The 16,225-nt window shown below is 33.1% G+C and carries 15 protein-coding genes; 9 read left to right on the top strand and 6 right to left on the bottom strand.

Translation table 11 applies throughout. The features are described from left to right. Nucleotides 1-97 precede the first annotated feature (97 nt). The 9 genes from pfkB (at nucleotide 98) to ACWI69_RS07020 (ending at nucleotide 9,937) form a co-directional block, all read left to right on the top strand. Nucleotides 98-1,012, top strand: a complete 915-nt coding sequence (pfkB, locus tag ACWI69_RS06980) for a 1-phosphofructokinase (protein ID WP_448821119.1) — start codon at nucleotides 98-100, stop codon at nucleotides 1,010-1,012. Nucleotides 1,013-1,030: 18 nt separating this feature from the next. Further along, nucleotides 1,031-2,890, top strand: a complete 1,860-nt coding sequence (locus tag ACWI69_RS06985; protein ID WP_448821120.1) for a PTS fructose transporter subunit IIABC — start codon at nucleotides 1,031-1,033, stop codon at nucleotides 2,888-2,890. Nucleotides 2,891-3,026: 136 nt separating this feature from the next. Continuing rightward, the gene (locus ACWI69_RS06990; protein WP_448821121.1) at nucleotides 3,027-3,593 is read left to right on the top strand and encodes a glycerol-3-phosphate responsive antiterminator; all 567 of its coding nucleotides are present in this window, start codon (nucleotides 3,027-3,029) and stop codon (nucleotides 3,591-3,593) included. A 104-nt stretch (nucleotides 3,594-3,697) separates the two neighbouring features. Next, on the top strand, nucleotides 3,698-4,453 hold the full coding sequence (locus ACWI69_RS06995) for an MIP/aquaporin family protein (RefSeq protein ID WP_448821122.1): 756 nt from the start codon (nucleotides 3,698-3,700) through the stop codon (nucleotides 4,451-4,453). A gap of 27 nt (nucleotides 4,454-4,480) precedes the next feature. Beyond that, nucleotides 4,481-5,974 carry a glycerol kinase GlpK gene (gene glpK / locus ACWI69_RS07000; RefSeq protein WP_448821123.1) on the top strand — a complete coding sequence of 498 codons (1,494 nt, stop codon included), beginning with the start codon at nucleotides 4,481-4,483 and terminating at the stop codon, nucleotides 5,972-5,974. Between the two features lie 132 nt (nucleotides 5,975-6,106). Continuing rightward, entirely contained in the window at nucleotides 6,107-7,534 is a 1,428-nt protein-coding gene (locus tag ACWI69_RS07005) for an FAD-dependent oxidoreductase (RefSeq protein WP_448821124.1), read from the top strand. After that, nucleotides 7,534-8,787, top strand: a complete 1,254-nt coding sequence (locus ACWI69_RS07010) for an NAD(P)/FAD-dependent oxidoreductase (protein ID WP_448821125.1) — start codon at nucleotides 7,534-7,536, stop codon at nucleotides 8,785-8,787. The genes ACWI69_RS07005 and ACWI69_RS07010 overlap by 1 nt, the downstream gene beginning before the upstream one ends. Beyond that, entirely contained in the window at nucleotides 8,787-9,134 is a 348-nt protein-coding gene (locus tag ACWI69_RS07015; RefSeq protein ID WP_448821154.1) for a DUF1667 domain-containing protein, read from the top strand. Before ACWI69_RS07010 ends, ACWI69_RS07015 begins: the two co-directional genes overlap by 1 nt. A gap of 47 nt (nucleotides 9,135-9,181) precedes the next feature. Further along, nucleotides 9,182-9,937, top strand: coding sequence for a tRNA1(Val) (adenine(37)-N6)-methyltransferase (locus tag ACWI69_RS07020; RefSeq protein WP_448821126.1), 756 nt, complete (start codon nucleotides 9,182-9,184; stop codon nucleotides 9,935-9,937). Between the two features lie 14 nt (nucleotides 9,938-9,951). Here ACWI69_RS07020 and ACWI69_RS07025 read toward each other — a convergent pair whose 3' ends face one another. Genes ACWI69_RS07025 through hemA form a run of 6 tightly spaced genes read right to left on the bottom strand, consistent with a single transcriptional unit; the run spans nucleotide 9,952 to nucleotide 16,043 of the window. Further along, nucleotides 9,952-10,407 carry a precorrin-2 dehydrogenase/sirohydrochlorin ferrochelatase family protein gene (locus tag ACWI69_RS07025; protein WP_448821127.1) on the bottom strand — a complete coding sequence of 152 codons (456 nt, stop codon included), beginning with the start codon at nucleotides 10,405-10,407 and terminating at the stop codon, nucleotides 9,952-9,954. Then, nucleotides 10,397-11,704, bottom strand: coding sequence for a glutamate-1-semialdehyde 2,1-aminomutase (hemL, locus tag ACWI69_RS07030; RefSeq protein WP_448821128.1), 1,308 nt, complete (start codon nucleotides 11,702-11,704; stop codon nucleotides 10,397-10,399). Before hemL ends, ACWI69_RS07025 begins: the two co-directional genes overlap by 11 nt. Further along, on the bottom strand, nucleotides 11,705-12,679 hold the full coding sequence (gene hemB, locus ACWI69_RS07035; protein ID WP_448821129.1) for a porphobilinogen synthase: 975 nt from the start codon (nucleotides 12,677-12,679) through the stop codon (nucleotides 11,705-11,707). Between the two features lies 1 nt (nucleotide 12,680). Continuing rightward, complete coding sequence (gene cobA, locus ACWI69_RS07040) at nucleotides 12,681-14,156, bottom strand: uroporphyrinogen-III C-methyltransferase (protein ID WP_448821130.1); 1,476 nt, start codon at nucleotides 14,154-14,156, stop codon at nucleotides 12,681-12,683. Further along, the gene (gene hemC, locus ACWI69_RS07045; RefSeq protein ID WP_448821131.1) at nucleotides 14,149-15,048 is read right to left on the bottom strand and encodes a hydroxymethylbilane synthase; all 900 of its coding nucleotides are present in this window, start codon (nucleotides 15,046-15,048) and stop codon (nucleotides 14,149-14,151) included. The genes cobA and hemC overlap by 8 nt, the downstream gene beginning before the upstream one ends. Then, nucleotides 15,048-16,043 carry a glutamyl-tRNA reductase gene (gene hemA, locus ACWI69_RS07050; RefSeq protein ID WP_448821132.1) on the bottom strand — a complete coding sequence of 332 codons (996 nt, stop codon included), beginning with the start codon at nucleotides 16,041-16,043 and terminating at the stop codon, nucleotides 15,048-15,050. The genes hemC and hemA overlap by 1 nt, the downstream gene beginning before the upstream one ends. Nucleotides 16,044-16,225 lie beyond the last annotated feature (182 nt).

The following is a 16,225-nucleotide window of genomic DNA, read 5'->3' on the forward strand; positions in this document are numbered from 1 at the left end:
GTTTTACTATTTTTTCTACCTTAGATAAAGGGACTTTGATTACAGATAAGCCACTTCCCAAAGAATATAAAAATATAATAAAAGTGGAGGTCGTAAAATGATATATACATTAACTTTAAATCCTGCTTTAGATTATTTTTTAACTTTTGACTCTTTTGTTGAAGGAAACTTAAATATCCCTAAAGAAACATACAAACTTCCAGGAGGTAAAGGAATTAATGTTTCTAAAATTCTAAAAAATTTTAATACCGATTCTGTTTGTTTAGGATTTATAGGTGGATTTACTGGAGAGTTTATAAAAAATTCCTTAAGTTGTGATGGTTTAAATACCAACTTTTTTGATATTCACGAAGATACACGTATAAATATAAAAATAAACAACAATGGACTTGAAAGTGAAATTGCAGGTACCTCTCCAACAATTTCAAAAGAAAATTTTGAAGAGTTGCTTAATTTTTTCAAAACTAATCTTAAAGCTAACGATATTTTAGCACTGTCTGGAAGTGTCCCGTCATCACTTCCCCCAAGTGTGTATGCTGATATTATTGAAAATATTCCCAAAGATGTGAAAGTAATTTTAGATACCAGAGGTATTCCTTTTGAAATTGCATTGAAAAAAGGAGTATTTTTAATAAAACCAAATAGGGATGAAATCAATGAATTTTTCAACTCTAATTTTTCAACTACTGAAGAATTGATTGCAGCTGGTAAAAAACTTCAAGAAATGGGAGCTCAAAATGTTTTAATTTCACTAGGTTCTAAAGGCTCTATCTTCATAACAAAAGAGAATATTTTTATAGGTGGTGTACCCAAAGGTACTCTTATCAGTTCAAACGGCTCTGGGGATTCAATGATTGGAGGATTTATCTATGGACTTAATAAATCTCTATCCTTAAAAGAGTGCTATGAAATCGGGATTGCTTCTGGAAGTGCTACTGCATTCTCCAAAGGATTAGCAACTTTTGATACTATGACAAACTTATTAAAAGATATTGAAATTATTAAACTATAAAACAGGAGGAGTAAATATATGTTAGATAAAATGCTAGTAAAAGATTGTATAAAATTAAATTTAACTGCTAAAAACAAGATAGAAGTTATTGATGAACTTGTTGACGTTCTTTATGATGCTGGTAGACTTAATGATAAGGATGAATTTAGAAAAACTATTTTAAAAAGAGAGGAGCAAAGTTCCACTGGTCTAGAGGAGGGAATCGCTATTCCTCATGGAAAATCATCATCAGTTAAACTTCCTACTGTTGCCTTTGGTCTTTCTAAAGAGGGAATTGACTACGGTTCTCTAGATGGAGAGCCATCTAAATTATTCTTTATGATTGCTGCTCCCGCTGACGCCACTGACTCACATATTGAGACACTCTCTCAATTGACTTCTCTTCTGTTAGATGATGATATTAGAGAACAACTTCTACACGTTAAAACAAAACAGGACGTTTTGGATATTCTTTTAAAAGGGGAGGTATCTGAAGAAAATAGTAGCTCTGCCAAAGAGGATAAGAGCAATGACTATCAAGTTCTTGCTGTAACCGCTTGTCCTACTGGAATAGCTCACACATACATGGCCGCTGAAGCTTTAAATAAAAAAGCTAAAGAGATGGGAGTTAAGATTAAAGTAGAAACTAATGGTTCTACAGGAGTCAAAAACCATCTTACAGATGAAGAGATAAAAAATGCAAAAGGAATTATAGTTGCCGCTGATAAAAATGTTGAAATGGCTAGATTTAATGGAAAACACGTCGAAATCGTTGGAGTTAAAGAGGGAATCAAAAGACCTGAAGAACTAATTCGACACGCTCTTGACCAAACAGCACCACTATATTCAAGTAAAGAAACTAAAACACCTTCTGGAAGCAGTGAAAGAAAAGGATTTTACAAGCATTTAATGAGCGGAGTTTCGAATATGCTACCATTTGTTGTTGGTGGAGGTATTCTAATTGCAATATCTTTCATATTCGGTATAAAAGCTTCTGATCCCGCTGATCCTAGCTTTAACCTCATTGCTAAAATTTTAATGGATATAGGTGGAGGAAATGCCTTTTTCCTAATGATTCCAGTTCTTGCTGGATTTATAGGAATGAGTATCGCTGATAGACCTGGATTTGCTCCTGCTATGGTCGGAGGTTTAATCTCTGCTAACAATGGTGGAGGTTTCCTTGGTGGTTTAGTCGGAGGTTTTCTTGGTGGATATGTTGTCCTTTTCTTAAAAAAGATATTTGCAAAACTTCCTGAAAAACTTGAAGGAATCAAACCTGTTCTTCTATACCCTCTATTTGGAATTTTAATAACTGGGGTTCTTATGTATACTGCGGTAATCTCTCCAGTTGCTGCTCTAAATACTGGAATTACTAATTTTTTAAACTCTCTTGGTACTGGAAACCTTATCCTACTAGGAGCTATTGTCGGTGGTATGATGGCTATTGACATGGGAGGTCCTATCAATAAAGCCGCATTTACTTTCGGTATTGCTGCTATTGCTGCAGGAAACTACTATCCACACGCTGCTGTTATGGCCGGTGGTATGACTCCTCCTTTAGGAATTGCTCTAGCAACTACTTTCTTTAAGCATAAATTCTCTAAAGAGGAAAGAGAAGCTGGTTTGACAAACTATATAATGGGAGCTTCTTTTATCACTGAAGGAGCTATCCCTTTTGCTGCTGCCGATCCAATCAGAGTTATCCCAAGTTGCGTTATTGGTTCTGCGTTAGCCGGTGGTCTATCAATGGCATTTAAGTGTCAGTTACCTGCACCCCATGGTGGACTATTCGTTTTACCTATCATCACAAATCCAATGATGTACCTACTATCTGTTGTTATCGGTTCTCTTATAACTTGTATTTTAATAGGTATCACTAAACCAACAAAACACATATAACACATTGAATTTAAAGGGATTCTAGCAATCCCTTTTTATTTTTTTATCGAACAAAAAAATTTAAACTGTTATTTATCTTGACATTTAAGTGTAATATAGTATACTTATTATTGATAAGAAACAAAGGGAGATCAGAATGAACTCAAATTTAAAAAAAATTTTAATTGAAAATAACAAAATACTTGCAGTAAAAGACCTAGAGACTTTAGACAATGCTCTTTTAAGTTCTTCTAAGATAATATTTCTTCTAAACAGTGATATCTGCTCTATTGAGGAAACCACTCGCCTTATCAAAGCAAGTGGAAAATTATGTTTCATACATCTTGATATGATTCAAGGTCTAAATACTAAAGATAATTCTGCTCTCGACTACTTAAGAGAAAATACCTTTGCAGATGGAATTATAACCACTAAATCTCAAGTTGCAAAATATTCGCATAAAATTGGTTTTTTAGTTATTTTGAGATGTTTTTTAATAGATTCACTATCTTTAAATACCACTGAAAAACTTTTTAATGAAACATATATTGATGCAATAGAAATTCTACCCGGAGTTATGCCAAAAATTATTGAACAAATTTCAAAGCGAAGCTCTATCCCTATTATTGCTGGAGGACTCATCTCCGATTACGAAGATGTCAATCTAGCTCTTAAAAGTGGGGCTGTAGCTATATCTACAACAAAACTAAATATTATAAATTAGTTTAGCTAGAGATATCAGAGAGGCTATTCAATTAAACAGAATTTCTTAAAATTCTCTTTTTTTGAATAGCCTTTTTTATATAATAATAATTATGGGAGGATATCATGAATGTTTTTGTAGCTGAATTTATAGGCACTGCAATTCTTATTTTACTGGGTAATGGTGTAGTTGCAAATGTAGTTTTAAAGAAAAGTAAGGGACATAGTTCTGGATGGATTGTTATCACCACTGCTTGGGGACTCGCTGTTATGACCGGTGCCTACTGCGTAGGGTGGATAAGTGGAGCTCATCTTAACCCAGCTTTAACTATCGGATTTGCTGTTGTGGGATTTTTTCCAGCAGAACTTGTTTTTGGCTATGTCACTGCTCAACTTCTAGGAGCAATGTTTGGACAAGTTTTCGTGTATCTCACTTACAAAAAGCAATATGATGAAACAACAGATGCTGGTGCAATCCTAGCTTCTTTTTCAACAGAACCCGCTATTAGAGATTTAAAATGGAACTTTGTAACAGAAACTATCGGTACTTTTATGCTTGTTTTTGGACTATTAGCTATTGGTCATGTCAATAATCAAGCTTTTTCTGCGACACTACCAAATGGAGATGTAGTTAAAGGTTTCACCGGTATTTTAGGACCCTTACTTGCTGGATTCTACGTTTGGAGTATTGGTTTAAGTCTAGGAGGTCCCACTGGCTACGCAATCAATCCTGCGAGAGATTTAGGTCCTAGAATTATGCACGCTATTTTGCCTATTGCCAATAAGAAAAATTCTGATTGGTCCTATGCTTGGGTACCTATCGCTGGTCCTATTATAGGTGGAATTATTGGTGCTATCACTTTTGCAACTATTTTCAATTAAAATATAGTAAACTAGGGAGGATTTTCTATGAAATATATAATCGCTTTAGATCAAGGTACAACAAGTTCAAGGGCTATAATTTTTGATGAACAACAAAATATTGTAGCCAGTGCACAAAAAGAGTTTAAACAGATATATCCAAAAGAGGGTTGGGTTGAGCATGACCCTATGGAAATCTGGGCTAGTCAAAGTGGAGTTTTAGCCGAGGCTATCGCACAATCTGGCGTTTCTCAACATGATGTTATTGCTATAGGAATCACTAATCAAAGGGAAACTACTATCGTTTGGAATAAGATAACTGGAAAGCCTATTTATAATGCGATTGTATGGCAGTGCAGAAGAACTGCCCATATATGTGATGATTTAAAAGCAAAAGGCTTAGCTGATTATGTGAGAGATAACACCGGTCTTATTATTGACGCATATTTTTCAGGAACTAAAATAAAATGGATTTTAGATAATGTCAAAGGAGCTAGAGAACAAGCCGAAAGAGGAGAATTACTTTTTGGTACAGTCGATACATGGTTAATTTGGAAGCTGACTAATGGAAAATCTCATGCCACAGATTATACAAATGCTTCTAGAACCATGATTTATAATATTAAAGATCTCTGTTGGGATGAAAAACTTTTAAAAGACTTGGATATTCCAAAATCTATGCTCCCAGAAGTTAAAAATTCGAGTGGAACATTTGGATACGCCAATCTTGGGGGAAAAGGTGGACATAGAGTTCCCATTTGTGGTGTTGCTGGGGATCAACAAGCTGCTCTATTTGGACAAGCCTGTTTTGAAAAAGGAGAAGCTAAAAATACCTATGGAACTGGTTGCTTCATGCTTATGAATACAGGTAGTAGAATGTACCAAAGTAAAAATGGTCTTTTGACTACTATCGCTATCGGACTAGATGGAAAGGTGGAGTATGCTCTTGAAGGCAGTATTTTTGTTGCTGGTGCCGCTGTTCAGTGGTTAAGGGATGAGTTAAAGTTAATCACTGATTCTAAAGATACCGAATATTTTGCTAATAAAGTCAAAGATAATGGTGGAGTTTATTTTGTACCAGCTTTTGTTGGACTGGGTACACCTCATTGGGATATGTATGCTAGAGGTACCATTGTTGGATTGACTAGAGGTACTAATAAAAATCATATTATTAGAGCTACTCTAGAATCTATTGCTTACCAAACCAGAGATGTTCTTGAAGCTATGCAAGAGGATTCTGGAATTGAATTAAAAGCTTTAAAAGTTGATGGTGGAGCATCCGCTAATAATTTTTTAATGCAGTTCCAATCTGATATCATAGGTAAAGAAGTTCACAGACCTTCCACTGTTGAAACAACAGCTTTAGGAGCAGCATATCTAGCTGGTCTTGCAGTTGGCTTTTGGAATGATAAAAATGAAATTAAGCAAAATTGGTGTCTTGAAAAAACATTTATACCTATTATGAGTGAAGAGGATAGAGATTTAAAGCACAACAAATGGAAAAGAGCTGTTGAGAGATCTTTAAATTGGGAACTTGACTAATTAGTAAAAAAGTAGTATATTTGAGTTGAATTAAATATTAGCAATAGAGATGAAGAGAGCTAAAAAGTGTTGGTAATTTATTGCCAACCTTTTCTGCTCTCTTTTTTGCTATTGAAATTAGGAGGATATTTTATGTATGATATTTTAATCATTGGTGCTGGTATTATTGGAACTAGTATTGCTAGAGAACTTTCTAAATATAAACTAAAAGTCGCAGTTTTAGAAAAAGATACTGATGTAGCCAATGAAACTACAAAAGCTAATAGTGCAATTATTCATGGGGGATATGATGCTAAAGAGGGATCTCTTATGGCTAAATTAAATGTTTTAGGTAACTCTTTATACGAGGATTTATGTGCTGAACTCTTCGTTCCTTTTAAACGTAATGGTTCCCTTGTTTTAGCATTTAATGATGAAGAGATTGAACATCTTAATGTACTTTATAACAGAGGTATTATAAATAAAGTGCCTGGCTTAGCCATTATCAACCAAAAGAAGTTAAGAGAAATTGAACCGAATGTTGACGAAAAAGCTATCGCCGCACTGCACTGTACTTCAGCAGGAATAGTTTCACCTTGGGAGTTTGCTGAAGCTCTTATAGATAACGCAGTTGAAAATGGTGTTGAACTATTTTTAAACACAAAAGTAAAGAATATTGAAAAAATAGATGATATTTTTTATGTTCATACAAACAGCGGAATTTTCCATGGAAAATATGTCTTTAACTGCGCTGGGGTCCATGCTGATATCATCCATAAAATGATTGCACCCGAATCATTTAAAATTCTTCCAAGAAAAGGCGAGTATTTCGTTTTAGACAAAAGTCAAGGAAAAAGAGTTTTTCAAACTGTATTTCAATGCCCTTCTAAACTTGGAAAAGGAATACTTGTAACTCCAACAGTTCATGGAAATTTACTTGTTGGACCAGACGCCCAAGATACTGACAATAGATATGATGTTTCTACTGCTACTGATAAACTTGAATATATTAAATTTAAAGGAAGCCATTCTATAAAAGATATCAATTTTAGAGAAAATATTAGAACATTTGCCGGAATCAGAGCAGAATCCGACAGGGGAGATTTTATTGTTGAAGAATCTTCTATTAAAGGGTTCTTTGACATTGCAGGAATAAAATCACCCGGATTATCTGCCGCACCTGCCATCGCTTTAGCAGCTATTGATTTATTGAAAGAAAATGATATATATCTTGTAGAAAAAGATAGCTTTGTTTCTCCTAAAAAGCACACTTTTTTCATGCACCTTTCGCCAAAAGAAAAAGCAGAAAAAATCAAAAGTGACAATAGATTTGGTAGAATTATTTGTAGATGTGGGATGATTACAGAGGGAGAGATTGTTGAAGCTATCCATAGACCCGTTAAAGCTACAACTATGGATGCAGTTAAAAGAAGATGCAGACCCGGTTCTGGTAGATGCCAAGGTGGCTTCTGTGGTCCTAGAGTCCAAGAGATTATAGCTAGAGAGCTAAATGAAGATATCAAAGATGTTATCTTAGATAAAGCTGATTCTTATATTCTAATAGAGGAGTTGAAAAATTAATGAGATATGATATTGTTGTTATAGGTGGAGGTCCTGCCGGTCTTGCTGCCGCTAAATCAGCTTATGAAAATGGTGCCAAAAGTATCGTTATTTTAGAAAGAGATAAAGAGTTAGGTGGTATTTTACAACAGTGTATTCACAATGGTTTTGGACTACATAGATTCAAAGAGGAGTTGACTGGTCCTGAATATGCTCAAAAATACATTGAGTTTGTTAAGCATTATCCTATTGATATAAAACTTGAGACTATGGTATTAAATATCTCTAAAGATAAAATTATCTCTATGATAAATCCCATAGATGGATACCAAGAGATTGAAGCTGAAGCTGTTATTTTGGCTATGGGGTGCAGAGAGAGAACAAGAGGAGCTATAGCTATTCCTGGAGAGAGACCATCTGGAATATTTACAGCTGGTGCTGCTCAAAGATATATAAACATGGAAGGTTATATGGTTGGAAAAAAAGCTTTAATTCTGGGAAGTGGAGATATCGGGCTTATCATGGCTAGAAGAATGACCTTAGAGGGTGCTAAAGTCGAGGCAGTTGTGGAACTAATGCCATTTTCTGGAGGATTAAACAGAAATATTGTTCAATGTCTTGATGATTTTAATATTCCTTTACTTCTATCTCACACTGTTATTGATATCAAAGGAAAGGATCGACTTGAAAAAGTGGTAGTTGCCAAAGTTGATGAAAATAAAAAACCTATTTCTGGAACTGAAATTGAATATGAATGTGATACACTTCTTTTATCTGTTGGACTTATTCCTGAAAATGATTTATCTAAAGAAGCCGGTATAATTTTGGATAATAGAACTAATGGTCCTATTGTTAATAATTCAATGGAAACAAGTATCCCCGGTGTTTTTGCTTGTGGAAATGTTGTTCATGTCCATGATCTTGTAGATTTTGTTAGTGAGGAGGGAGAACGAGCAGGAAAATTTGCAGCGTGTTATATTGCTGAAGAAAATTGTAAATTAGAAAATATTTCTAATATAAAAAACGGCAATGGTATTCTTTACACTGTTCCTCAAATTATTAAACTGGACAATCCACAAAACAGATTGGAAATTTTTATGAGGGTAAATAACATCTATAAAAATAAGAAAATTGTGGTTAAAGAGGGTGACAATATTATTGCTAGCTTTAAAAGAACACATTTAGCTCCGGGAGAGATGGAAAAGATTCTTCTTCCAGAATTATTATTGAAAAAAATTTCTAAAGATATTGTTATTGAATTACAGGAGGGATAATAATGAAAGAGATGATATGTATCTTATGTCCTATGGGATGTCATTTATCTATAGACACTAAAAATGATTATAAAGTTACAGGAAACTCCTGCTCTAAAGGTATTGTGTACGCTAAAGAGGAGCTTATCGCTCCCAAAAGAGTTGTAACTTCTATTGTTAGAGTGGTGGGAGGAATTCATCATATGGTACCTGTAAAAACAGATAAACCTATACCAAAAGAACTAGTTTTTCAGTGTATGGAACTTTTAAAAGATATTAAAATTCAATCTCCACAAAAAATTGGGACAATTGTTTTAAATAATATATTGGGCACTGACGCTAATATTGTCTTAACTAGAGATATATAAGTTTTAATTTTATGTCTTTTTTGCTATAATAACTTTGGAGGTATATAATGATACTTAATAAAAACGAAGTTATAAATAGCTTATTAAATAAAAGTTTAAAAATTATTCAAAGACCTGACTATTTTAATTTTTCCTTAGATTCTCTTTTAATATCTAATTTTATCTCACTTACAAGAGGAGCAGATAAAATACTGGATTTGGGAACTGGAAATGGAGCGATACCTCTGTTTCTCTCCCAAAGAACTAAAGCTAAAATCACAGGCATTGAAATTCAAGAAACATCCGCTAACTTAGCTATAAGAAATGTTGAACTAAATAATCTACAAGAGCAAATTACTATTATTCATGATGATATGAAAAACTGGAAAAACCACTTTGAAAGCGGTTCTCAAGATGTTATTATAACAAATCCACCTTTTTTTAAATTTCATGGAAATGAAAATCAGTTAAATAATTTAGATCAACTTACTCTAGCTCGGCATGAAATAACTATTGATTTAGAGCAACTCATCAGTGTGGCCTCAAACCTTTTGAAACATAAAGGATATTTTGCAATGGTTCATAGACCTGATAGATTTTTAGAAATTGTTGATACTATGAGAAAATACGGAATTTTTCCTAAAAGAGTTCAATTTTGTCATTCTAAAATTGATAAACCTGCAAAAATTCTTTTAATTGAAGGGATACGGAATGGAAAAGATTCTTTAACTATTCTTCCCCCTCTCGTCTCTCATGATGATAGTGGAAAATATTCCAAAGAAATTTTAAATCTTTTTCAAGATTTAGATATAGAAAAAGACTAGAGATACAAACCTTTCTAGTCTTTTCTGTTTTTTAAATACTCTATCAATTCTTTTTTTAGTTTGACAGATTCTCTTGGATTCCCCTTAGCTGAAATTGCAATTTGGTAGTCAGCAACATCTATATGAGCAGCAAATCTTGCTGTCATATAAACCTTTGAAGTTATATTATTTACAAGAATATTATTGTCTTCGCATAAATCCACTATCATTTCATTTAACTTCTCATCATTGGTTGCTGTAACGACTAAAAACTTATCTTTTATATCTTCAGCTTTAAAATTCCTTTTTTCTATTTCCACATCTAACTCTAAAATTTCAGGAAGTATAAAGGGAGCTACGACAACTACCCGAGCTCCATAATCTACAAGACTTTTTACCTTTCTTGCCGCTATATTTCCCCCTCCTATAACCAAACAACTTTTGTTAGTTAAATCTATAAATAGCGGAAAAAAAGATTTTTTACTTTCCATTAATTTCACCAATTTTTTTAAATGCTATATCTATAGCCTCTAAAGTTTTATCCAAATCCTCTTTAGTGTGAGCTGTTGACACAAAATGTGCTTCATATTTTGATGGTGGTGTAACTATTCCATTATCCAGCAATGTATTAAAATATATCGAATAATGTGTCGTATTTGAGCTTATAACGTGCTCTAAATCTGTTATTTCATCTAAATCACTAAAAAATATTGTAAATAAAGAGCCCAGTCTATTTATTTTTATAGGTACATCATATTTTTTTGCAATCTTCTCTATTGATTCAGTCATATATACCACTTTTTCCTCTAATTCTTTATATAGAGTTTCCCTATTTTCCAATAGATGACTTATCATTTCAAATCCTGCTCTAACAGCAACAGGATTTCCAGACAGAGTTCCTGCGTGGTAAACTCTTCCAACGGGAGCAATCATATCCATAATCTCTTTTTTTCCACCAAAAGCTCCCACAGGATAACCTCCACCTATTATTTTACCTAGAGTTGTTATATCTGGAGTTATTCCATAATACTCTTGAGCTCCTCCTAAAGCGACTCTAAATCCTGAAATTACCTCATCAAATATCAAAAGAGTTCCTGTTTCATCACATATATCCCTCATAGCCTGTAAAAATTCTTTTGAACTATTTATAAGCCCCATATTAGCAGGTACTGGTTCCATTATTAGACACGCCACTTCTTTAGTTTTCAATATCTCTTTAACTTTTTGAATATTACCAAATGGAGCAACTAATGTGTCTTTTAGTACTCCCTCTGTTATTCCATTACTATCTTGATACCCATCTGTCAATAGTCCTGATCCAGAGCTAACCAACAATGAATCTGAATGTCCGTGATAGCATCCTTCAAATTTCAATATTTTATTTCTATTTGTAAAAGCTCTTGCAACTCTAACTGCTGCCATAGTTGCTTCTGTTCCAGAAGTTGTAAATCTTATCATATCCATAGATGAATAACATTTGCATACCAATTCGGCCAATTCAACTTCCATTTTAGTGGGTAGTCCAAATGAACTTCCTAACTCTATAGCTTCTCTAACTCCTTTTAAAACTTTTTCGTTATTGTGCCCTAAAATAAGTGGACCCCATGAACAAATATAATCAATATATTCATTTCCATCCTCATCATATATCTTCGATCCCTTTCCTCTATTTACGAAAATTGGATATATTTTATCAACTGATTTAAAAGCTCTAACAGGGCTATTCACGCCTCCTGGTATAATTTTTACAGCTTTTTCATATATTTTTTCTGAATTACTATATCTCACTTAATTTACACCTCTTTTTACCCATTTTGCTATATCTTTAGCATGGTATGTTATTATTATATCTGCACCTGCTCTTCTCATAGCATACATATTTTCCATAACTATTTTTTCTTCATCTATCCAACCATTTTCTGCCGCCGCTTTTACCATAGAGTATTCACCACTTACATTATAAATAGCAACAGGATTTGATATGTTGTCTGCCACTCCCTTAACTACATCTAAATAAGGCATTCCAGGTTTTACCATTATTATATCTGCACCCTCTAAAATATCATTTTCAACTTCTATCAGATAATCTTTAGAATTTCTAAAATCCATTTGGTAAGTTTTTCTATCCCCAAATGTTGGTGCTGAATCTGCTGCATCTCTAAAAGGTCCATAATATGCTGACGCATATTTTACACTATACGCCATAATCGGTAAGTTTATAAAGCCATTTTCATCCAGTATATCTCTTATTGCTTTCACTCTTCCATCCATCATATCTGATGGTGCTACCATATCTGCCCCTGCTTTAGCATGAGACAAAGCTACTTTTTGTAAAAGTTTTAAAGTTTCATCATTCAACAGCTCTTCGCCTCTTAAAACCCCACAATGTCCATGAGAAGTGTATTCACATAAGCACACATCTGTAACAACTAAAAATTCTGAGAACTTGGATTTGATAAATCTTATTGCCTCTTGTACTACCCCCTTATCATTGTATCCTTCGCTTCCCACTGGATCTTTCTTTTTAGGAATTCCAAACAAAAGTAATGATTTTATCCCTAAATCTCTTAATTCTACCAACTCCTCTTCCAGTCTATCAATTGATATCCTATATTGCCCCTTCATTGAAGGAATCTCAACTTTTATATTTTCTCCCTCTTCTATAAATAGCGGGTAGATAAGATTATCTAAAGTAAAATCTATATTTTTCACTAAATCTCTCATAACCTGAGAGCCTCTTAGCCTTCTAGTTCTATTAAACATATTATTTCTCTCCTATTACCGCAATTACTCCATCAACGTCAAAAACTTTTGCTTCTAAAGCCACATCATACCCTAATTCATTTAAAGTTTTTGTAGTAACTGGTCCTATTGACACAATTTTTTTATTTTCTAATAATTTTAAATCCCCTTGGATGCTCTCATTAAATGCTTCGACAGTTGATGAACTTAAAAAAGTTATGTACTCTACCTCAGTTAATACTTTCTCTACCTCATTTTTTGAATAGATATGTTTTCCAGTTTTATACACTGTTAGTTTTTCAAATTTTCTATTGTATTCTTTACTCCATTTCTCACAGTTGGCAGGAGATATATCCGAAGTTATGAAAAGTATTCTATCATTTTCCTCGGTATAATTTTGCACCTCTTTTGCTAACTCTGTTCCCATATATTTTTCAGGTATAAAATCAGGTATTATTTTATATTTTCTTAATAATTCATCTGTTTTAGCTCCAACAACTCCAATTTTCAAATGCCCCAAAACCCTTATATCTTTTATATTTTCCATGAAATACTTCACACCATTTGGAGAATTAAATAGAAGAGCAGTATAATTTATTAAATCTTTTTCATCAAATTCATAGGTATTTTCTATTTTTATAAAAGGTAGCTCTCTTACAGTAGCCCCTTGGATTCTCAATTTTTCACTGAACTCCTGTGACTGATTCATATCTCTTGTCACTAAGACTTTCTTTCCAGAAAGAGGCTGATTTTCAAACCACTTAAAAGTCTCCCTCATATTTACAACGTCCCCAATTATCGTTATAGCTGGAGGAACAATCTTTTCAGATTTAGCTTTTTCTACAATATTTTCTAAAGTTCCAACGGTCACTCTTTGATTTTCGCTCGTTCCTTTTTCTATCACTGCTACTGGAGTTTTAGAATTTTTACCATTTTTTATTAAATCTCCCGTTATCAAATCAAGATTTTTAATTCCCATTAAAAACACTAGAGTCCCGTCTAATTTAGCTATGGTAGAAAAATCATGCCACTCTCCATTTTCCATTGTATGTCCTGTAAATACATGGAATGATCTTGCTAAGCCTCTATGTGTCACCGGAATTCCTGCATACTCGGGTACAGCTATTGAAGAGCTTATTCCCGGTACAATTTCAAAAGGAATAGAGTATTTAGCTATCTCCTCTATCTCTTCGCCACCTCTTCCAAAAACAAAGGGATCTCCCCCTTTTACTCTTGCTACAACTTTTCCTTCTAAAGCCTTTTTAGCCAATGTTTTATTTATTTCATCTTGGATAACTCCACCTTCAGTATTCCCCTTACCTAAATATATCATCTCAGCATCAGCTTTAGCCAGTTTTAATACCTTTGAATCTATCAATCTATCATATATCACGCAATCAGCTTCCTCTATACATCTTTTTCCTTTTAAAGTTAAAAGATCTATATTTCCACAACCTGCTCCTATTATGTAAACTTTTCCTACTCTATTGTTAAGCATCTATTTTCTCCCTTATTTTTGTAGCCAATCTATGAGCAATCTCTTTTCCTAACGTTTCATCCTCTAATACTTCAGCTTTATACATAGTATCATTTTGACAATATACACCCCTTAAGAAAATCTTCCCATCAAACTTTTCTCCCGAACATCCCATAGGTGTGTGACATCCTCCATCAAATATCTTTGAAAACTCTCTTTCAATCTCCACAATTTTTTCAATCTCTGGATTATGAATAGACTTTAAAATATTTTTTATAAAATCGTCATTCTCTCTACACTGAATATACAGTGCTCCCTGAGCTGGCGCTGGCATCATTAAATCACAATCTAACTCTTCAGTTATTCTATCTCTTAGTCCAACTCTTTTTAATCCTGCTGCTGCCAAAAGAATTGCATCATACTGACCCTCATCCAATTTTCTAAGTCTTGTATGAATATTTCCTCTCAACTGCTTTATCTCTAAATCAGGTCTCAATATTTTTAACCCCATAGTCCTTCTCAGAGAGCTCGTTCCCACAACTGCCCCTTCTGGAAGTTCCAATAGCTTTTTCCCATTCCTTGAAACTATTACATCTCTATTATCTTCCCTATCAGGGATTGCTCCACAAATTAAACCTTGTGGCGAAACTATCGGCATATCTTTCATTGAATGAACTGCTAAATCTATAGTTCCATCCAATAGCTCATATTCAATCTCTTTTGTGAAAAAACTTTTTAAAGATTTATCACTATTATTCCAATTACTCACTAAATCTTTATCTCCGCTTGTCACTATCACTTTTATTTCAAATTCTAATTCTGGAAAATTTTTCTCCAACCTTCCTTTTATCATCTCACTCTGAGCCAAAGCCAATATACTTCCTCTGCTCCCAATTACAATTTTTTTCTTCATTATGCTATCCCTTCTTTGTATTCAAACCATTTTTTTAAGTTTATCATCTGCTCACCAAGTAAATATTCATATTTAGTTAATAGATTTTCTCTATTTTCCAAATTTTCATAGTATACTCCCCATACATCATCTATATTATATAAATTTACATTTTTTAATTCATCAAGTTCTTCCTCCACATCTCTTGGCACTGCTAAATCTAAAAATATGTACTCTTTTTTTTCATCTAACAAAGGAAGTATCTCCTCTTTTTTTATAATTGCATGAGGTGCTGAAGTTGCTGATATTATTATGTCACTCTTTGCTACTTCCGCCAGTTTATCTTCAAAACCGATTACATCCGTATTATAAACGTTACTTATTTCCAGAGCTTTATGATAACTCCTATTCGTTATCGTCAAACTTTTATACTCCTCTTTTGTCAAAAGTCCCATTATATCTCTGGCTAAATCTCCTACTCCTAAAATAAGAATTTTTTTATCCTTTAAATTCGAAACCCTATTTTTAATAAACTTTAAAGAGATTGCTTCTAAAGATAAAGCGTTATGACATATTTTACTCTTATTTCTAAACTTTTTTCCCAACTCTATGGCTTTATTAAAAATAACATTGATATTGGAGCTTGATATTCTCTTCTCCATGCTAGTTAGCTGTGCTTTTTTTATCTGAGATAAAATTTGATCCTCACCTTTTATAACAGATTCAAAACCGCAGGTAACTCTAAAAAGATAGTTCACGGCCTCATGCCCCTGTTTTATAAAAATCTCCTTTAACCCTATTTCTTTTTGAAACTCAGCTATTGAATAATTTTTGTTTAAATCTAAATAATATTCCACTCTTAAGCAGGTCGATAAATTGACATACCCCACAATTTTCTTTTCTTTAAATAGTCTCTCAACTACAGAAGTGGGGTCATTTTTTATAAAATTTTCTCTTTGGCACAAATCTAAGCTTTTATGATTTATTCCAAAAACAATAAAATGTTTAAAATACATCTATATTCCTTCTCTCCACGATTTATTGATTACATATATATATTATAATACTTTTTTTTAATATTTTTAAGCCTATTTTCGAAAAAATTATATTATTTTTGAATGAAACTTCTCTAAATCATCAAAAAATATTATAACCAATATATAAATAATATAAATAAAAAAAGAGTGATTATATCATC

Source organism: Cetobacterium sp., from assembly GCF_977044495.1.